Source organism: Vibrio sp. L85 (genome assembly GCF_963871815.1).
GTDB lineage: Bacteria > Pseudomonadota > Gammaproteobacteria > Enterobacterales > Vibrionaceae > Vibrio > Vibrio harveyi.
In genome coordinates, this window is sequence record NZ_CAWMYL010000022.1 from 63,297 (window position 1) to 83,095 (window position 19,799).

General features: G+C 44.3%; 21 protein-coding genes and 1 riboswitch. Of the genes, 15 read left to right on the top strand and 6 right to left on the bottom strand.

Annotated features, from left to right (window positions below; genetic code table 11):
* Positions 1 to 14 precede the first annotated feature (14 nt).
* Entirely contained in the window at positions 15 to 1,292 is a 1,278-nt protein-coding gene (bioA, locus tag AACR11_RS04960) for an adenosylmethionine--8-amino-7-oxononanoate transaminase (protein WP_029789118.1), read from the bottom strand.
* 130 nt (positions 1,293 to 1,422) lie between these two features.
* On the opposite strand from bioA, the gene bioB reads away from it, so the two are divergent.
* Genes bioB through bioD form a run of 4 tightly spaced genes read left to right on the top strand, consistent with a single transcriptional unit; the run spans position 1,423 to position 5,114 of the window.
* Complete coding sequence (gene bioB / locus AACR11_RS04965) at positions 1,423 to 2,475, top strand: biotin synthase BioB (protein WP_005450797.1); 1,053 nt, start codon at positions 1,423 to 1,425, stop codon at positions 2,473 to 2,475.
* Positions 2,462 to 3,613: an 8-amino-7-oxononanoate synthase gene (gene bioF / locus AACR11_RS04970; protein ID WP_079325584.1), complete on the top strand. Its 1,152-nt coding sequence runs from the start codon at positions 2,462 to 2,464 to the stop codon at positions 3,611 to 3,613. The genes bioB and bioF overlap by 14 nt, the downstream gene beginning before the upstream one ends.
* Positions 3,613 to 4,434, top strand: coding sequence for a malonyl-ACP O-methyltransferase BioC (gene bioC, locus AACR11_RS04975; protein WP_005450793.1), 822 nt, complete (start codon positions 3,613 to 3,615; stop codon positions 4,432 to 4,434). Before bioF ends, bioC begins: the two co-directional genes overlap by 1 nt.
* Positions 4,431 to 5,114, top strand: a complete 684-nt coding sequence (gene bioD, locus AACR11_RS04980; RefSeq protein WP_009698190.1) for a dethiobiotin synthase — start codon at positions 4,431 to 4,433, stop codon at positions 5,112 to 5,114. The genes bioC and bioD overlap by 4 nt, the downstream gene beginning before the upstream one ends.
* Positions 5,115 to 5,208: 94 nt before the next feature.
* Here the strand turns inward: bioD and AACR11_RS04985 are convergent, their stop codons facing one another.
* A complete protein-coding gene (locus AACR11_RS04985) occupies positions 5,209 to 5,376 on the bottom strand; it encodes a hypothetical protein (protein ID WP_005450789.1) in 168 nt (55 codons plus the stop codon).
* 413 nt (positions 5,377 to 5,789) lie between these two features.
* Here AACR11_RS04985 and htpX point away from each other — a divergent pair, with 413 nt between their 5' ends.
* From htpX to AACR11_RS05030, 9 genes are all read left to right on the top strand, one after another.
* A complete protein-coding gene (gene htpX / locus AACR11_RS04990; protein ID WP_005450788.1) occupies positions 5,790 to 6,659 on the top strand; it encodes a protease HtpX in 870 nt (289 codons plus the stop codon).
* A gap of 228 nt (positions 6,660 to 6,887) precedes the next feature.
* A complete protein-coding gene (locus AACR11_RS04995; protein ID WP_005450787.1) occupies positions 6,888 to 7,307 on the top strand; it encodes a nuclear transport factor 2 family protein in 420 nt (139 codons plus the stop codon).
* On the top strand, positions 7,304 to 8,029 hold the full coding sequence (locus AACR11_RS05000) for an SDR family oxidoreductase (protein ID WP_017819149.1): 726 nt from the start codon (positions 7,304 to 7,306) through the stop codon (positions 8,027 to 8,029). The genes AACR11_RS04995 and AACR11_RS05000 overlap by 4 nt, the downstream gene beginning before the upstream one ends.
* 12 nt (positions 8,030 to 8,041) lie before the next feature.
* A complete protein-coding gene (locus AACR11_RS05005) occupies positions 8,042 to 9,352 on the top strand; it encodes an NAD(P)/FAD-dependent oxidoreductase (protein ID WP_029789487.1) in 1,311 nt (436 codons plus the stop codon).
* A gap of 1 nt (position 9,353) precedes the next feature.
* The gene (locus AACR11_RS05010) at positions 9,354 to 10,175 is read left to right on the top strand and encodes a DUF1365 domain-containing protein (protein ID WP_029789486.1); all 822 of its coding nucleotides are present in this window, start codon (positions 9,354 to 9,356) and stop codon (positions 10,173 to 10,175) included.
* Positions 10,169 to 11,425 (top strand): SAM-dependent methyltransferase, encoded by a 1,257-nt coding sequence (locus tag AACR11_RS05015; protein WP_029789485.1) that lies wholly within the window; start codon positions 10,169 to 10,171, stop codon positions 11,423 to 11,425. The genes AACR11_RS05010 and AACR11_RS05015 overlap by 7 nt, the downstream gene beginning before the upstream one ends.
* Positions 11,426 to 11,431: 6 nt before the next feature.
* Positions 11,432 to 11,944, top strand: a complete 513-nt coding sequence (locus AACR11_RS05020; protein ID WP_029789484.1) for a DUF2878 domain-containing protein — start codon at positions 11,432 to 11,434, stop codon at positions 11,942 to 11,944.
* On the top strand, positions 11,904 to 12,497 hold the full coding sequence (locus tag AACR11_RS05025) for a chalcone isomerase family protein (protein ID WP_017188200.1): 594 nt from the start codon (positions 11,904 to 11,906) through the stop codon (positions 12,495 to 12,497). The genes AACR11_RS05020 and AACR11_RS05025 overlap by 41 nt, the downstream gene beginning before the upstream one ends.
* A gap of 14 nt (positions 12,498 to 12,511) precedes the next feature.
* Entirely contained in the window at positions 12,512 to 13,030 is a 519-nt protein-coding gene (locus AACR11_RS05030; RefSeq protein WP_029789483.1) for a DUF3833 domain-containing protein, read from the top strand.
* A gap of 158 nt (positions 13,031 to 13,188) precedes the next feature.
* On the opposite strand, the gene purB is transcribed toward AACR11_RS05030, so the two are convergent.
* From purB to mnmA, 3 genes are all read right to left on the bottom strand, one after another.
* Positions 13,189 to 14,559 carry an adenylosuccinate lyase gene (gene purB, locus AACR11_RS05035; RefSeq protein ID WP_005378198.1) on the bottom strand — a complete coding sequence of 457 codons (1,371 nt, stop codon included), beginning with the start codon at positions 14,557 to 14,559 and terminating at the stop codon, positions 13,189 to 13,191.
* Positions 14,560 to 14,712: 153 nt separating this feature from the next.
* Entirely contained in the window at positions 14,713 to 15,330 is a 618-nt protein-coding gene (hflD, locus tag AACR11_RS05040) for a high frequency lysogenization protein HflD (protein WP_029789482.1), read from the bottom strand.
* A gap of 10 nt (positions 15,331 to 15,340) precedes the next feature.
* Entirely contained in the window at positions 15,341 to 16,483 is a 1,143-nt protein-coding gene (mnmA, locus tag AACR11_RS05045; protein WP_005450776.1) for a tRNA 2-thiouridine(34) synthase MnmA, read from the bottom strand.
* 190 nt (positions 16,484 to 16,673) lie between these two features.
* On the opposite strand from mnmA, the gene AACR11_RS05050 reads away from it, so the two are divergent.
* Positions 16,674 to 16,943, top strand: a complete 270-nt coding sequence (locus AACR11_RS05050; RefSeq protein WP_005450775.1) for a hypothetical protein — start codon at positions 16,674 to 16,676, stop codon at positions 16,941 to 16,943.
* A gap of 117 nt (positions 16,944 to 17,060) precedes the next feature.
* Entirely contained in the window at positions 17,061 to 18,365 is a 1,305-nt protein-coding gene (locus AACR11_RS05055; RefSeq protein ID WP_005450773.1) for an inosine/guanosine kinase, read from the top strand.
* Between the two features lie 136 nt (positions 18,366 to 18,501).
* On the opposite strand, the gene AACR11_RS05060 is transcribed toward AACR11_RS05055, so the two are convergent.
* Positions 18,502 to 18,909 carry an H-NS family histone-like protein gene (locus AACR11_RS05060; protein ID WP_005450770.1) on the bottom strand — a complete coding sequence of 136 codons (408 nt, stop codon included), beginning with the start codon at positions 18,907 to 18,909 and terminating at the stop codon, positions 18,502 to 18,504.
* Positions 18,910 to 19,509: 600 nt separating this feature from the next.
* A riboswitch (Lysine riboswitch) is annotated at positions 19,510 to 19,691 on the top strand.
* Positions 19,692 to 19,799 lie beyond the last annotated feature (108 nt).

Sequence of the window (19,799 nt, forward strand, 5' to 3'; positions counted from 1 at the left end):
TAACCGAGAACGAATTAAGCGAAGCAATCTTCGCGTTGCAAAGCAGTATCAATCGCATTAACCAACTTTTCAATTTCGTCTGGTTTGCTGATAAACGGTGGCATCATATAAATCAGTTTGCCAAATGGACGAATCCAAACACCGTGCTCAACAAAGAGAGCTTGGATGGTTTCCATATTTACTGGGCGATGCGTTTCCACAACGCCAATAGCACCTAGCCAACGGGTGCTTTTCACCAAGTCGTATGTTTCAAGTTTTGGCAGCAGCTCGGAAAACAGCGTTTCAATTTGTTGGGTTTGTTGCTGCCAATTACCTTGCTCAACCAACTCCAAACTTGCGGTGGCAACAGCACAGGCGAGCGGGTTGCCCATAAAGGTTGGGCCGTGCATAAAACACCCAGCATCACCGCCACAAACGGTATCTGCGACGTGTTTGCTAGCTAGGGTTGCTGAGAGGGTCATGTAACCTCCAGTGAGCGCTTTACCGACACACAGAATGTCTGGTTGAATATCTGCATGTTCGCAGGCAAACAATTTGCCAGTGCGTCCAAACCCAGTTGCGATCTCATCTGCAATCAATAACAAGCCGTATTTGTCGCAAAGCTTACGCACACCTCTGAGAAATTCTGGATGGTAGATGCGCATTCCACCTGCGCCTTGAACAATAGGTTCAAGGATCACCGCAGCAAGTTCTTGATGGTGCGTCTCTATCTTGTGCTCGAAGTCAGTAAGGTCTTCTGACTTCCATTCATCCCAATAACCACAAGTTGGTGACTCCGCAAAGATATGTTCAGGCAAAAAGCCTTTGTAGAGAGAATGCATTGAGTTGTCAGGATCGGTGACCGACATTGCCGCAAAAGTATCGCCGTGATAACCGTGTCGTAAAGTGAGAAACTTTGGTCGGCGTTCGCCCCTGGCATGCCAATATTGCAGTGCCATCTTCAAGCTCACTTCTACGGCAACGGAGCCAGAATCAGCAAGAAAGACATGTTCAAGGTTACTTGGTGCGAGGGACAGCAGTTTCTTACACAAATTGATTGCTGGTTGATGGGTAATCCCGCCAAACATCACATGAGAGACCTGCTCGATTTGCTGGTGAGCCGCTTGATTTAAGTGCGGATGATTATAACCGTGGATTGTCGACCACCAAGAAGACATCCCGTCTATAAGCTCAGTGCCATCTTCCAATTTAATACGCACGCCATTTGCTGATGCAACTGGGTAGCAGGTCAGAGGTGTCAACGTCGAAGTATAAGGATGCCAGATATGCAGGCGGTCGAAGGCGAGATCCATGTGCTATTCCAATAATAATTAAGTTTAAAAAGCAACCAAATGTAAACTTTGTTGTTTTATGTTGTGTTGACAGTTTATCGAGACTCAGTAGACTGTCAACACAACAAAAAAAGTGATTAAAGGAATACACGTGGAAGTTCGTCATAACTGGACGCATGCTGAAGTGCGCGATCTCATGGAAAAACCATTCATGGATCTCCTATTCGAAGCGCAGCTTGTTCATCGTCAATATCAACAAACCAACCATGTTCAAGTAAGCACGCTTTTGTCGATTAAGACAGGTGCTTGTCCAGAAGATTGTAAGTACTGTCCTCAGAGTGCTCGCTACACCACAGACATTGAAAAAGAACGTTTGATGGAAGTTGAGCGTGTGCTCGACGCTGCACAAAAAGCGAAAAACGCTGGCTCGACCCGCTTCTGTATGGGGGCTGCGTGGAAAAACCCGAAAGAGCGCGACATGCCACATTTGACCGATATGATCAAAGGTGTGAAAGACATGGGGTTAGAAACCTGTATGACGTTAGGTATGTTAACGCCAGATCAAGCTAAGCAATTGGCTACTGCAGGTCTGGATTACTACAACCATAACCTCGATACCTCACCTGAGTTCTATGGCAACATCATTACCACACGTACTTACCAAGACCGCTTAGACACGCTTTCTCACGTTCGTGATGCAGGTATGAAAATTTGTTCTGGCGGTATCATTGGTATGGGTGAAAGTGCACATGACCGAGCAGGTTTGTTGGTTGAATTGGCTAACTTGCCAGTGCATCCTGAAAGTGTACCAATCAACATGCTAGTAAAGGTAAAGGGCACACCACTCGAAGAAGTTGATGACGTTGAACCGTTCGATTTTATTCGTTTGATCGCCATTGCCAGAATCATGATGCCTCAATCCGCAGTCCGTTTATCGGCTGGTCGTGAAAACATGAACGAACAAATGCAAACGCTTTGCTTTATGGCCGGCGCTAACTCTGTTTTTTATGGCTGCAAGCTTCTAACTACACCAAACCCTTCTGAAGACAAAGACATGATGTTGTTTAAGAAGCTTGGCATTAACAGCCAAGAGGTGTCTCAAAAACCTGATGAAATCGAAGAAAACGAGCTACTCGATCGCGTCGTAGAGCGCGTTGCTGCTCGCCCGACAAAAGACGATCTTTTCTACGATGCCAGCGTTTAAATCTCGTATCGAATCCGCTCTTGCTGAACGTAAAACGCGAGGGCTGAGTCGTTCCATGAATGTGGTGTTTGCTGGTAACCAATCAATTTTGGAGCACGAAGGCAGACGTTACATCAATTTCTCAAGTAATGATTATTTGGGCTTGGCAAATGACCAAGCACTTGTTCGTGCTTGGCAGCAAGGCTTGAGCGTATATGGCAGTGGCAGCGGTGCTTCTCCAATGGTTACGGGGTTTAGTACGGCGCATGGCAATTTAGAGGCGGCGCTAACTGAATGGCTGGGCTACGAGAGGGCAATCCTATTTGGCTCTGGTTTCAGTGCTAACCAAGCGCTGCTGTTTACTCTGCTAGAAAAATCAGACGTATTGCTCCAAGACCGTTTGAACCATGCCTCTTTGATGGAGGCTGGTGTGTTGTCACCAGCTAAAATGAAGCGCTTCAAACATAACGATATCGAGCACCTTTCATCACTCATAAGCGCTGAAGATAACAATCTTGTGGTTACCGAAGGGGTGTTCAGCATGGACGGTGACTGTGCCCCACTTGCTGATATCGCTGATGTCACCAGTAATCATGATGCATGGCTTGCTGTAGACGACGCTCATGGTATCGGTGTTCTCGGGGAATCTGGCGGTGGCTCATGTGAATTGGCGGCGGTTAAGCCCGAGATATTGATCGTGACCTTCGGCAAAGCATTTGGAATGTCTGGTGCAGCCATTTTATGTGATCGCGCAACGGGGGATTTTTTAACTCAATTTGCTCGTCACCATGTGTATTCTACGGCGATACCTCCAGCACAAGCCTATGCGCTGACGCATGCTGTCTCGATGATTCAAGAGCAGTCGTGGCGGCGTGAAAAACTGACAGAGTTGGGGAAAGTGTATAGAGACAATCTCAGTGATCTTGACGGTTTTGTTGAGACTCAAACATCGATTAAGCCGTTTTTGATTGGTGAATCTGATTTGGCTTTGCAAGTTGCAGGTGCTTGTCGTCAGAACGGTATTTGGGTGACGGCTATTCGTCCTCCGACGGTACCGAAAGGGACGTCTCGTCTTCGAATTACGCTTACTGCTAATCACACTAATGAACAAGTTAAAACGCTTTCAATGGCATTGAAGCAAGCATTAGGAGCGCTGTAATGGATAATGCAACTTCCGCTTTAGCACAAATGGTCGCATTAGAGAGCTTTCACCAAGATAAGGATGCGATTGCCTCTTCATTTGGTAAAGCTGCAGAAACATACGATAAACATGCAGCGTTTCAACGCGACGTTGGGCATCGGTTACTTAATAAGCTCCCTACAAATTTAACCGGCAAGCGTGTATTAGATTTAGGATGTGGCACTGGCTACTTTTCTCAGCTTCTTCAGCAGCGGGGCGCAGAAGTAGTGTGCGGTGATATTTCTCAAGCCATGTTAGATAAAGCAAAGCAACGTTGTGGTTCTGAATACATGCATTATCAGTTGGCTGATGCTGAAAACTTGCCTTTTGATGATGAAAGCTTCGACTACGTGTTTTCTAGTTTGGCTTTACAATGGTGTACAGATTTGAGTTACCCATTAAGAGAAATACGTCGTGTCTTAAAAGTTGGGGGAAGCGGGTGTTTCTCTACGCTAGTCGATGGCTCGCTTTATGAGTTGCGTGAGGCTTGGTCAAAAATTGATACATATCAACACGTGAATAACTTTATTACCCACAATCAGGTAAAAATTGCGTTAGCGCAATCTTGGTGCCACAACCATCATCTAGACTTGACCCCCATCACAGTTTGGTACGATTCAGCGTTTTCTGTCATGCGTGATCTCAAAGGCATTGGTGCAAATCACGTAAGCGGGCGCTCACATGGTCTGACGAGCCGTCGCACTTTGTTGCAGGTTGAGCGCGCGTACCAAGCATTTAGAAACGATCAAGGTCTTCTACCTGCAAGTTATCAGGTTTGTTTTGGAGTCATAGTTAAATGATTGATGCATTTTTTATTGCTGGTACGGATACTGATGTAGGAAAAACGGTAGCGTCTAAAGCTATTTTGCAAGCACTTGGTGCAAAAGGGCTTAACACCATTGGTTACAAGCCAGTGGCAGCAGGAAGCGACAAGACGGCGGAAGGTTGGCGTAACTCGGATGCATTGCATCTGCAGAAAGCGGCGACACTCGATATCGCATACGACGATGTAAACCCATACGCTTTGGAATTACCTGCTTCTCCTCACATCGCCGCTAAACATGAACATGTAGAAATTAAATACGAAGTACTGAGCGAGAAATTGGCTCAACACAAAGAGCAATCTGACATTGTTCTAGTGGAAGGTGCTGGTGGCTGGCGTGTGCCTGTGTCTGATACAGACAGCTTGTCGACTTGGGTACAGCAAGAGCAGTTACCTGTCGTATTGGTTGTAGGTATTAAGCTGGGTTGTTTGAGCCATGCATTGCTCACCGCTGAAATCATCAAAGCTGATGGTTTAAATCTAGTCGGCTGGGTGGCAAATCGCGTGAATCCGGGCACAGAGCATTATGCAGAAATCATCGATATGTTGGAAGAACGTCTAGACGCGCCAAAACTCGGTGAGATCCCGTACATTCCAAGTGCTAAACGTAAAGAGTTAGGCAAATACATCAACGTTGAGCCGTTGCTGAACGTATAAGTAATAAGGTTTTAGTTAAAACCAAAAGGGCTGCGAAATGCAGCCCTTTTTTCGTGTAAACCTTTGTGTCTAATCGTAAGATTCGACGTTCAGTTTATTTCTCTTGGCTAAGCCCCATCAACGCCTGTTGTGTTTCTGCAACGCGCTTTGACATTTGAGCATCGGTTGAAATACCTAGTTGTTGCTTTGCCTCATCCTCTGAGATACCCAGATGACAACAAAGTAGATCGATAGCCATTTGATAGTCGTTAGTTTCTACCATGATTTTTCCCTCAAGACATGGAAGTTTGGAGCTGCTTAATTGTCCTAAAAGCTAACCCCGTTTCGTTCATTTAACCCGAATCTAGCACGTACAGATAGTCGCACAATAAGACCAAAGTCTATACTCGGTCTAAAGTGCTGATTTAAGAGTGTAAAAAGGTGTGTATACCCAAGTGACTTCAAGATGCAGGATTCAGAGCGTTGTCATTGTTTCAGTCTCGAAAACAAATGTTGCAATTTATTGCTTAACCTTGTTTTTATCGCGGATAGACTATATCTATAACGCAACGGAGCACGAAACTAAGCGGAATCAGCTTTTCAAGCGTTCTGTTACTTATAAAAACCTGTTCCATATAATAATCCGTTTAAAAAACATCTGTTTTAAAAAACGATAAGCTTCCTCGGAGAAAAGTAATGAAGCGAATTATGTTATTCCTAGCAACTAACCTAGCTGTTGTGCTAGTGCTTAGTGTTGTTCTGAATATTGTTTACGCTGTAACTGGAATGCAACCAGGCAGTCTATCTGGTCTACTTGTGATGGCTGCTGTATTTGGTTTTGGTGGCGCATTTATTTCGTTAATGATGTCTAAGGGCATGGCACTGCGTTCTGTGGGTGGCATGGTCATCGAAAGTCCTCGTAACGAAACAGAGCATTGGCTTCTTGAAACGGTTGGACGTCAAGCTCAGCAAGCTGGCATTGGTATGCCAACTGTTGCAATTTATGATTCTGCGGACATCAACGCATTCGCAACGGGTGCAAAACGCGACGATTCATTGGTTGCAGTTTCTACCGGTCTGCTACACAACATGACCCGTGATGAAGCAGAAGCGGTATTGGCGCACGAAGTTAGCCACATCGCTAATGGTGACATGGTAACGATGACGCTAATGCAAGGCGTGGTGAATACGTTTGTTATCTTCCTATCTCGCTTTATCGCAAATATTGTTGCTTCTAACGATGATGAGGAAGGTCAAGGTACCAACATGATGGTTTACTTTGGTGTATCTATGGTACTTGAACTGGTATTCGGGTTCCTAGCAAGTTTCTTAACCATGTGGTACAGCCGCCATCGTGAATTCCACGCAGACGCAGGGGCTGCTCAATTAGTCGGTAAAGAGAAGATGATCGCAGCACTAGAGCGCTTGAAGATGAGCCACGAATCTCAACTAGATGGCACTATGATGGCATTTGGTATTAACGGTAAGCGCTCGATGACAGAACTTCTAATGAGCCACCCACCGTTAGATAAACGTATTGCAGCGCTACGTAGCCAACAATACTAATCACGTTGTAAGCTAACAGTTCAACTTACTGCTAGTTAAAATTTTGAAAAGGCTTGGTTTTTTAACCAAGCCTTTTTTTGTGTCTGTTGATCTCTGCTGTACTTCATCACGTATCACTGTTCAGAAACAAAGTTATACAAAAATATTTTTGTACAACTTTTCATGATTGGTCTATCTTGTACATATGATATTTTTGTACAACTTTTGATGTGGTATAGGAGCAAAGGAATGGACATTCAGTCAGTTGGCAACATATATCAGAAGTTGAGTAAAGCAAACTTGCATTTGCTTGAAGGGGTTTACCACCGAGATGTGGTGTTTGAAGATGCAGCCCATCGATTAGAAGGGTGGCCTGCACTTTCCGATTACTTTCAGTCCTTATACACCAATGTCATTCGCTGTGACTTCGTTATCCATGACCATCAACAAGTCGGAGAAACTGGGTTTCTCACTTGGACGATGGATTTACAACATCCTAAGCTTCAAAAGGGTGCGCCGATATCTGTAAATGGTGTATCCCACCTTAAGTTTTGTGAAGGGCAAGTCATTTACCATCGTGATTATTTTGATTTGGGCGAAATGCTCTACGAGAACCTACCGCTCCTAGGTTCTGTCGTCAAAACCATTAAACAGAGGTTAGGACAATGAGTGGCTCAGTACTTATCACCGGGGCAACTTCAGGCATTGGCAAACAGCTCGCGTTGGATTATGCCAATGAAGGTTGGAAAGTGATTGCATGTGGTCGTAACGAAGCTGTATTGGCTGAGCTAGAAAAAGGTTCAACCAACATGTCGACTTTACGCTTCGACGTGACTCAGTACGACGAAACAATTCAAGCTCTCTCTCAACTGCCGTTTATCCCTGAAACTTGGATTTTCAATGCCGGTGACTGTGAATACATGGATGATGGCATTGTTGATGCGCAACTCATGGCGCGTGTTATGAACGTTAACGTCGTTGGTGTAGCCAATTGTGTCGAAGCGTGTCAGGGGCAATTTGAACGTGGGCATCGCGTCGTAATTGTCGGGTCAATCGCGTCAGAGGTCGCATTGCCTCGTGCTGAAGCCTACGGCGCTTCAAAAGCAGCCGTCAGTTACTTTGCACGTACGCTAGCCGTCGATTTGAAGAAGAAAGGTATCAAAGTGGTGACGGTGTTCCCTGGCTTTGTCGAAACGCCACTTACTGACAAAAACACGTTTGACATGCCGATGATTGTTTCTGTCAATCAGGCTTCAGCTGCGATTCGAAAACAGTTGGATGCCAACAAAAGCCATATTTATTTCCCGGCGAGATTCACCGGTGTTCTGCGTTTTATCTCGTTGCTTCCGTATAGCTGGCAAGCTCGGCTTACCTCAAAACTCGCATCATAAGAAGGAAGAATCATGAATACGGCAGGAAGAAAAAAAATCGCCATCGTAGGTACAGGGATATCTGGTCTCACATGTGGCTATTACTTACATAAAGAACATGACGTGACGTTGTTTGAAGCGAATGATTACGTTGGTGGTCATACGGCGACTGTTGATGTCAGTCTTGATGGTAAAGAGTATGCAATCGACACTGGGTTTATCGTATACAACGATCGCACATACCCAAACTTCATAGAAATGATGGATGAAATTGGCGTTGAAGGCATTCCTACTCAGATGAGCTTCAGCGTCAGAAATGATGGTAATGGATTGGAGTACAACGGACACACTGTATCGACATTGTTTGCTCAAAAACGAAATTGGGCAAATCCAAAGTTCTATCGTTTTATTTTTGAAATCCTTCGCTTCAACAAACTGGCTAAAAGCTTTGCCAATGAACAGTTAACTAATAACCAGACGTTGGGAGCGTTTCTGGATGAGCACAAATTCAGTGCTTTCTTTACCGACAACTACATCTTGCCGATGGGCGCTGCAATTTGGTCGTCGACACTAGCGGATATGCGTGCATTCCCGCTTATGTTTTTCTTACGCTTCTTCCTCAACCACGGTTTGTTGGATATTACAAATCGCCCACAATGGTACGTGGTTAAAGGTGGCTCTCGCTCTTACATCACGCCTCTAACGAAAGGCTATGCCAATGATATTCGTCTAAACAGCCCTGTAGAGAAAGTTGTCCGAACTGAAAATGGCGTAGGTGTTCAGGTTCATGGAGAAACACATTGGTTTGATGACGTTATCTTCGCTTGTCACAGTGATCAAGCAATGAGAATGCTAGGAGATATCAGCCAAACCGAGCAGGAAATTCTAGGGGATATGACCTATCAAGCAAACGAGGTTGTACTGCATACAGACACCCGTTTACTCCCAAAACGTAAGGCAGCGTGGGCGTCATGGAATTATCTGCTAGAAGGCAGTGAAGATGAGCAGCAACGACTTCCTTCGCTTACTTACAACATGAATATCCTTCAGCATGTCCAGTCTGAGCATACTTTCTGTGTCACTTTGAACAGTACGGAACAAATCGATCCAAGCAAAATCCTACGCTCATTCACTTATCATCACCCTGTATTTACGATGGAGTCTATCGCTGCGCAGCAACGTAAAGACGAAGTTCAAGGTATACAAGGCACATGGTTCTGCGGTGCTTATTGGTACAACGGTTTCCATGAAGATGGTGTCCGTAGCGCACTCGATGTTGTTCAAGGGCTAGAAGAAAAGTACCGCGAGCAAAATGTGGTTCCTTTTGAAAAAGGCGCGGCATGATATGGATAGTCAGATGAACAGCAGATTATTTATAGGCAACGTCCGTCACCGTCGCTTTACGCCTATAAAGCATGAGTTGAATTACTCACTATTTATGCCAGCCATCGACGTGGACGAGCTCGAAGCGTTAGAGAAAAAAGTATGGGGCTTTGGTTCGCGATGGTGGCATTGGGCACGTTTTAAGCGCAGTGATTATATTGGTGGAAAAGGGTGCGTAAAATCTGCGGTTCAAGACAAACTGGAAGCGCTAGCTGGTGTTCGTTTGACCGGTAAAGTGATAGCGGTTTGTCACTTACGTTATCTAGGACTCTATTTCAGTCCGGTCAATTTCTACTACGTTTATAACAAAGAAGGGGAATGGAAGTACCTTCTCGCAGAGGTGAGCAACACACCTTGGAATGAACGTCATTATTATGCGGTAGCAGCGGACGAGCAAGATGAAGAGTTTGGGTGGGAGCAGAACAAAGCATTTCATGTTTCTCCTTTCAATCCAATCGACCAACTGTACCGATGGAAAATAAAACCTTTAACAGACAAGCTGAATATTCATTTGGAATGCCATAAAGACGAAAAACATTTTGATGCGACTATGGCTATGAAAGCCAAGCCCTTTTCAAGTAATACCTTGTTGAAATGCTTGATTGTTACGCCGATTCAAACGGTAAAAGTAATGGTTGGTATTTATTGGCACGCGCTGAAATTGTGGATTAAAGGCGCACCTTTTTACTCACATCCAAAATACGCTCAATCCAGTAAGGGCGAAGCTAACCATGTGGGTGAAGACAAGAAAAATAATAAGCATAAGGAGAACTCTGCATGTTAAATACAACTTCTATCGCAATGCCGCGTGAATTAACAACAACGCAAAGAGCGGCCCGTGGAGTTCTTTTTCAGTGTCTGCAAAAGATGGAGATTGGATGCTTAACGGTCATTGAGAGTTTCAAGACAGAAACGACTGAGCGTAGCGAACGTTTTTCGACGCCCAATGGTGAGCATAACGGAGAACCCGTTGCTGCAACTATTGAAGTTAAGCATCCGGGGTTCTACTCCCGAATTCTACAGGGCGGCAGTATCGCTGCGGGTGAAGCGTATATGGATGGGTGGTGGGATAGTCCAGATCTGACAGCATTGATGAAGCTAATGGCGCTTAACATGCGAGCGCTGGATAAGCTTGAAGAGCAGGGCAGCTGGATAACGAGGCTGTTATATAAGGTCAGTCATTGGACCAATCGCAATTCGCAAGAAAATTCGCGCAAAAACATTCACGCTCATTACGATTTAGGCAACAATTTGTATGAAGCATTTCTTGATACGAATATGCTGTACTCGTCGGCCCTGTACAACCAAGTGGATGACTCATTAGAGCAGGCGCAAATCAATAAGATGGAACGCCTGTGTCAACAGCTTGAGCTTAAACCTAGCGACCATGTCATTGAAATTGGTACCGGTTGGGGCGCAATGGCGATTTATATGGCTGAGCAGTATGGCTGTCGAGTGACCACGACAACCATTTCTGAAGAACAGCATGCCTACGCAGAACAGAAGATAAATGAGCGTGGTTTGACCGACAAAATCACCTTGCTCAAAGAAGATTACCGAAACTTAACGGGGTCTTATGACAAGCTTGTTTCTATTGAGATGATAGAAGCCGTGGGTAAGCAATTTTTACCTTCTTATATCAAGAAGTGTGAGTCCCTGCTAAAGTCGGGTGGTTTGATGGCTATCCAAGCGATTACTATTGCCGATCAGCGTTACGATTACTACAGCAACAATGTCGACTTCATTCAGAAGTACATTTTCCCCGGCGGTTTTTTACCTTCGGTAACGTCACTCACTCAAGCAACAACTAAACACAGTGACCTGGTGACGCGAGACTTGTTTGATATTGGGTTGGATTACGCCAAGACGCTTAACGAATGGCACCACCGCTTTAATCAATCAGAGCATGACGTGCGTGCGTTTGGTTACGATGATCGCTTTGTACGTATGTGGCGATACTATCTAAGTTACTGTGAAGGTGGGTTTCTAGCTCGCACGATCAGTGCGGTTCATATGACGTTTCAGCGTCCGTAGTTCGTCATGAAAGTGTTTTTAGCGTCAACTTGGTTCCAACTATGCTGGTTTTTAGCTGTACTTGGAACCTATCAGTGGCAGTCGCTGACCTTAATACTTACATTGCTGACGATAGTACATTGTTGGAGAGTGGAGCCCTTTGCTCTCAAACGTATCGCAATGGTTGTCTTTGTGGGTTTGGTGCTAGACACACTCAATAAGCAATTTTCTGTCTTTATATTTCCGACCACGTGGTTACCCTTATGGCTCACCTGTTTGTGGGTTCTGTTCTCTTGGTACGCTTATCAACTTAAGTCAATTTTGTACCGTTTCCCCAAAATTTACGTATCAATAGTAGGTGGTCTCGGAGGCACAGCCAGCTACTTTGCCGGTTATAAGCTTGAGGCTGTCGAGTTTGGTTTCAGCGTTAGCGCGACACTAGCGATTTTGTTCGTTGAATGGTGTTTGATGATGCTATTGATACTCAAGGTGTACGGAAATGAAAAGTTGGAAGATAAATTGGAAACGGAAACTGACTAGCAGTGTAATAGTCGCCTCCTTATTCTGTGCGGTGCCTTTGCAAGCGCAAAGTGTGACGAGTACAAACGGAGTAACAAATAGCGATTGGCAGCAATGGCAAACTGTCGGCGAAGCGCAGCTCACTTGGTTCGTGTTTGATATCTATAAATCTCGCTTAAAAGCGCCTGAGGGCATATATATGGTGTCCGGTGATATTTCTCCCCATCCATTTGCACTCGAGATTAACTATCAGCGCGATATCAGTAGAGACCAGCTACTTGATGTGACCGACGAACAATGGCAAAAGCTGGGTTTTACTCAGGCTTATCGCCAGCAGTGGATTTCTGAATTGAACACTATGTTTCCTGACATCAAGAAAGGCGATGAGCTTACCTACCTTACTGATGGTAAAAATGGTCAACTGATTTATCGTCAAGCAGGCAGTAAACCTTACCAGACGGTTGGTTATGTGAATGATGAGCGCCTCAATGATGCCTTTCTTTCAATTTGGTTATCACCACAGACGGAATTCCCCAAACTTCGTAAACAACTGATTGGGCAGGTGAGGCAGTGAAAATAATAAAACGAATGATCAAAGCATCGGTTGTCGCTGCTGCAACGTTACTCGGCGCATGTTCGGCTGACATAGATAATTACCAGGCGTCCTCACCGGCTTTTGATCTATTTGGCTACTTTGAAGGCGATGTCAAAGCGTGGGGGATGGTTCAAGATTACACCGAGAAGCAAACTCGCCGCTTTGAAGTCGATATTGTCGGAACGGTTGAAGGCAATGAGTTAACGCTGGTGGAAGACTTTGTCTTTGACGATGGTGAACTTGACCAGCGAATCTGGGTCATTACCAAACTTGCCGACGGTACTTATCAGGGGAAAGCGGATGATATTATTGGTGTCGCTACGGGCAAAGAGGTAGGAAACGCTCTGCAATGGCAGTACGGTTTTGAGCTAAAAATGGATGATTCAACTATCACGGTTTCATTTGATGACTGGCTCTACCGCCAAGACGAAATGCACGTGTTTAATCTCACTAAGATCAAGAAGTTTGGGATCGAAGTAGGGACGATTACTCTGTTTTTTCAGAGGCAATAAAATTGCTGGTAATGCTGGTCTTCGAGAACGCTTCGCTTCATGAATAGAGCCTTATCCATTATTCCGAATCACTGCACTGCATAGGGTGTAGTTCGTTCCCCCTAAAATAAAGAAAGGGTTGACGCTTTCACGTCAACCCTCTTTATCATTCGATTCTCTTACAGCTTGTCTGTCAACTCAATTGCTTGACCGATGTAGTTCGCTGGTGTCATCTCTTTAAGTCGCGCTTTCTCGTGCTCAGGAAGCTCAAGACCGTCGATGAAGTTACGCATTGCTTCACCATCTACACGCTTACCACGAGTCAGTTCTTTTAGTTTCTCGTAAGGCTTCTCGATGCCGTAACGACGCATTACTGTTTGTACTGGTTCTGCAAGTACTTCCCAGTTCTTGTCTAGTTCAGCAAGAAGTGCTTCGCGGTTTACTTCTAGCTTGCTGATGCCTTTAAGCGTAGAAGTGTAAGCGATAATTGCGTAGCCAACACCAACACCAAGGTTACGTAGAACTGTTGAGTCAGTTAGGTCACGTTGCCAACGAGAGATAGGTAGTTTCTGTGCTAGGTGACCGAATACAGCGTTCGCAAGACCTAGGTTACCTTCTGAGTTTTCAAAGTCGATTGGGTTAACTTTGTGAGGCATTGTTGAAGAGCCAATCTCACCAGCAATGGTTTTTTGCTTGAAGTGACCTAGTGCGATGTAACCCCAAACGTCACGGTCGAAGTCAATCAGGATAGTGTTGAAACGAGCGATAGCGTCGAACAGTTCAGCGATGTAATCGTGCGGTTCGATCTGAGTTGTGTAAGGGTTCCAAGTTACGCCTAGAGACTCTGTGATGAACTCTTCAGAGAACTTGTGCCAATCTAGCTCTGGGTAAGCAGAAAGGTGTGCGTTGTAGTTACCTACTGCACCGTTGATTTTCGCTAGGATCTCAACGTTTTCGATTTGCTTGAATTGACGCTCCATACGGTACGCCACGTTTGCCATTTCTTTACCCATTGTTGATGGAGAAGCTGGCTGACCGTGTGTACGAGATAGAAGAGGAATGTCGCGGTATTCCACTGCTAGCGCTTTGATAGCGTCGATTAGGTTACGGATTTCTGGAAGAATCACGTTCTCACGCGCTTCTTTAAGCATAAGAGCGTGTGAAGTGTTGTTGATGTCTTCAGAAGTACATGCAAAGTGGAAGAACTCGTTTACTGCGTGCAGTTCAGGAACGTCTGCTACTTTCTCTTTTAGGAAGTACTCAACCGCTTTAACGTCGTGGTTAGTTGTACGCTCGATCTCTTTGATTCGGCGTGCATCTTCTTCAGAGAAGTTTGCAGCAAGGTCGTCTAGGAATTGGTTTGCTTCTGCGCTAAACGCTGGCACTTCTGCAATTTCAGCAGTAGCAGCAAGCTTTTGTAGCCAGCGGATTTCAACGATAGTACGGTACTTTAGTAGACCGTATTCACTGAAAATTTCGCGTAACGCAATTGTCTTGCTTCCGTAACGGCCGTCTACTGGTGAAACAGCAGTCAATGCTGACAGTTCCATGATGTTCTCCTGAATTGGGTTTCTAAATTTCGTGAGCTTTATACCAATAACTGTGGCAATTGTCACGAATATTGCGCAAACGTTTGCGCGAGATTTGTTTTGATCGAAAAAAATGAGCTCGCGATAAACGCGAGCTGCTTACTTGATACCTTATTACATTCGAGCAAGAAGGATTTGTGCTTGCTCTACCATCTTCTTGCGTCCGAAGATCAGGTGGCGACGTTTACCGCCAACTTGACGCCAGAGTACTGCGCTACGAATACCCGATAACAACAACGCACGAACTTTGTGCTGGTTAGCGGTTTGTTGCAGTATAGATGGAGTACCAGTTACTTGAATACGAGGACCAATAGGGCTGACTACATCCAAGTAAATGCTCGCTAGGTTGCTGATCATTTGATCATCTAGCAATTCAAAATGTTCCGTTTGACGCTGAGCCATTTGAATGCGGTCACCAAGTTGTGACATTGCATCGTTACGACTCGATAGCTTGCGCTCTAATGCCATTAGGCTGATGATGTAGCGAGTGACTTCACTTCCAGATGGGGTGCTATCAATCCCTTTCACCAAGCATTCAAGACCCAGCTTAAGGTCGGCTTCGCGACCGAAAACACCGATGGTGTTGGCTGGGCTAGTATTCAAAATGGCGTTAATTGACGTTTCAAAGGCATCTTGATCACAATGTCCGTCTCTCGCTACCTGTTGAACCAAAGCAACAGCTTGGCAGATACCTGCAAAAGCGATAGTACGGTCATAAAGTGTATTCGCCACGTAACGACTCCTAAGCTTGAGAATATTTAATGCGTTGCTCGATGATGCCGCCACCAAGGCACACGTCATCTTTATAGAACACGGCTGATTGACCTGGCGTTACAGCAATTTGTGGCTCGTCAAAGATCACTTTAATGTTTTCATCATCGATAGGGATGATTGTACAAGGAATATCTTCCTGACGGTAACGAGTTTTCACTGTGCACTTCATAACATCGCGAATTGGCTCACGATCTACCCAGTGAAGTTGTGATGCAAGTAGACCTTCTGATTTCAGCATTGGGTGGTCTTTACCTTGAACCGCAATCAAAACGTTACGTTCTAGATCTTTCTCACCAACAAACCATGGGTCTTCGTTACCGCCACCGCCTTTACGACCACCGATATGAAGACCTTTGCGTTGACCTAATGTGTGGTACATCAAACCTTGATGCTGACCGATCACTTCGCCTTCTGGCGTTTCGATATTACCCGGTTGAGCAGGAAGGTAACGACCTAGGAATTCCGTAAACTTACGTTCACCGATGAAACAGATACCGGTAGAATCTTTCTTCTTCGCTGTGATCAGGTCTTGCTCTTCTGCGATACGGCGCACTTCTGGCTTCTCTAAATCACCAACAGGGAATAGGCTACGTGCAATCTGCTCGTGGCTTAATGTGTATAGGAAGTAGCTCTGGTCTTTGTTGCCATCTAGACCACGTAGCATTTGTGGTTTTTCCTGTTCTTCACCAGGTAAAGCGTCTTCTGGGAAAGAACGACGCACATAGTGACCCATTGCGATGTAATCTGCATCAAGCACTTCATCCGCAAATTCTAGAAATGCTTTGAATTTGATTTCTTTGTTACAAAGAATGTCTGGGTTTGGTGTACGACCTGCTTTGTATTCCGCAAGGAAGTATTCAAATACATTATCCCAGTATTCAGCAGCAAAGTTGATAGTGTGTAGGTGGATGCCTAGCTTGTCACATACTGCCTGCGCATCAGCAAGATCTTCTGCTGCTGTACAATATTCTTCGTTGTCATCTTCTTCCCAGTTCTTCATGAACAGGCCTTCTACTTGGTAGCCTTGTTGCTTTAGAAGATACGCAGAAACAGATGAATCAACGCCGCCGGACATACCGACGATGACTTTCTTTTGGCTGTTATCAGACATTACTAAACACCACTAAAATTAACGGGACGCAGATTCTACCAGAATCCACTGACCGGTGACAGATCCGAGATCGAAATCACACTTCGATTTTGGCTTAAATTTATCCAAATGCGAACGTGAGTATTAAATTCGATAAGTATAGAAGGGTTATATATGGCATAGTTGGCAAAAATCCAAGAGGAAAAATCAAATGACTGAAGAAAACCAATTTATGCAAGAAGCTGAGTTGATTGAAATTGTTGAAAATCAACTTGAAGATGGTAATCCACTTAAGGTGAAAGAAACGCTGATGCGTCTAATGATGACAGGCACACCACGTGAAGATGCGGTGGCGATGATGGCGTGTGCTATGTCTATTGAGATTTTTGACGTAATGAAGAACGGTGGGGAGTTCGACCTTAAGCGTTACAGTGAACACCTCGAACAACTGCCAGATCTTGGTTTCATGGAAGGCGAATAGGGCGATTGAAAGAAAAAAGCGGACTGCAAACGTTTGCTATAATTGCCTTTATTGCTGCTTTAATGACGGCGGTATAGAATCCGTTCTCCTTTTCATCCCCTTACTCAGACTAACAATATGAAATTTCCTGGACAACGCAAATCGAAGCACTATTTTCCTGTTCATGCTCGTGACCCATTGGTGAGCCAAGCACAAGAAAGCAAAAAGATGACGCGCACTCACATCATCGGCATTGACCAAACGCTGGTTGATATTGAAGCGAAAGTTACAACGGATGTGATTGAAAAGTACGGTTTGAGTAAAGGACACTCGTTGGTAATTGATGACGCGACTGCAGAAGCGCTATACCAACAGCTAAAAGAAGAATGCTTAATTACCAATGAGTATGCTGGTGGCACAATTGGTAACACGCTACACAACTATTCTGTGTTAGCGGATGACCGTTCAACGCTTTTGGGTGTAATGAGTCAGGACATCAAAATTGGAAGCTACGGTTACCGCTACCTATGTAACACTTCTAGCCGTATGGACCTGAACTACCTACAAGGTGTTGAAGGTGCCATCGGTCGCTGTTTCGCTCTGATTACAGAAGATGGTGAACGTACTTTCGCAATCAGTGAAGGTCAAATGAACCAACTTCACCCAGACAACATCCCTGAGAAAATCTTCAAGAGCGCGTCTGCGTTAGTACTGACTGCTTACCTAGTTCGTTGTAAAGAAGGCGACCCAATGCCGGAAGCAACGATGCGTGCAATTGAATACGCGAAGAAACATGATGTTCCTGTGGTACTAACACTAGGAACTAAATTTGTTATTCAAGATGACCCAACATTCTGGCAAGAATTTATTCGTGACAATGTATCCGTTGTTGCAATGAATGAAGACGAAGCGGAAGCGCTAACGGGCGAATCTGATCCGCTAGCGGCGTCGGATAAGACGCTTGAGTGGGCTGACCTTGTGTTATGTACAGCAGGTCCTGTTGGTCTATTTATGGCGGGTTATACAGAAGAAAGCGCGAAGCGTGAAACGTCGTTGCCGCTGCTTCCTGGTTCTATTGCCGAATTCAACCGTTTTGAATTTAGCCGACCTGCAAAGAAAGACTCATGTGAAAATGCAATCAAAGTATATTCACATATCTCCCCATACATGGGTGGCCCAGAAAAAATTAAAAATACTAATGGCGCAGGTGATGCAGCATTGTCAGCAGTACTTCACGATATGGCTGCAAATAAATACCACAAAGAAAATGTGCCTAACTCTAGCAAGCACAGCAATGAGTATTTAACTTACTCTTCGTTCTCTCAAGTTTGTAAATACGCAAACCGCGCGAGTTACGAAGTGTTAGTGCAGCATTCACCACGTCTTTCTCGTGGTCTTCCTGAGCGCGAAGATAGTTTAGAAGAAGCATACTGGGAACGTTAATAGATTCTGTTGAATTAACCAACTTCTCACATACGCAAAAAATGGCGCATTCAAAATGCGCCATTTTTGTATCTATTTACAGAAAAATAAAAAAGGCTCCCATAGGGAACCTTTTTAAAATTTCATAAATCTATTCTTAGATTAGGAAATCATCTAGAGATTTACCTGCATCTAGTTGCTCTTGGATTGCAGAAGGTGTACGACCTTGACCTGTCCAAGTTTTCTCTTCACCGCTTACGTCAGTGTATTTGTATTTAGCAGGGCGAGGAGCACGTTTAGTTTTTGCTTTAGTTTTTGTTTCACCAGCAAGTGCACTAATTAGCGCTTCAACATCGATACCGTCTTGAGCGATTTGCTCAGCGATAGCAGCCAGTTTAGCTTCTTGCTCAGCTTGTGCTGCGCGGTCTGCTTCTTCTGCTTCTTGACGCTCTTGAACAACGATAGTTAGTTTATCTAGAGCTTCTTCCAATTGTTCTAGAGTCAGCTCACGAGAAAATGCACGAAGGCTACGGATATTTAGAAGTGTTTTAGTCAGCTCTGACATGACGATTCCTATTAATAGGTTAAAAGATTCTACATCGCTTATCGATAAGATAAATTAAATGTGAATCTAGAAATAAACATAGAGTCCTTATATTTAACTTTATCTTTCTGATATGTGCAAATGCTAATTCATGATTTAGATTAAATTTCTTTAGTTTTTTCGGGTTCTAACAATATTAATTAATCAATTTGAAATTTAATTAGCCACTTCAGACAATTTTTACTTAATAGATACGGTCTTTTTCTCGATCGCTATCATGTTTATTTATAGCTTGAATTAAATTTCCCTTTTTCTGACAGAAAAGGATTAGATGGCAAATGCTATCACTGTCATATTTCATTCATTTATTGTTGCACGTAAAACTATGGCGTATTTAATAGTAGTAATAAAGTTTCATAATGGACAAGGTTGAAGTGATTGCAGTTGCGCAATGTATGATTTGGTCACATTTCATTTATAAATCGAAATCGCGATTATTTATTCATTTAATTTAGTTTGATGTGTTGCAATGGGAGGCTTCATAGGTACAATGACAACCACCTGATGCAATATTGCAGATAAATTGTTGTTAATTTGTACGATTAACGGTTAATTGTTTGTTATTGCCGTAGAGGTGCAGTCTCGAAGAGTAGCTATTATTGGGGTGATGCCAATGAATAATAGTGGAAGGCGAAGATTGCCGAAGTAAGTGGGGCTATCGAAACCACTTGCTGGGGTTGTCTCTGAAAGGAACAACACTGCCATAGTATATTTACATTAAACTATGGAGCGCTACTGTAGGGTTGGGTGAAGTGTTCGCTTCCCTGTCGCTAAGTTCAACATGAGCACGTACCGTATGCTACGTGACTTGTCTGCAGTAGATCTCTAGCCAAACTTTGGTTTTTGAAGAT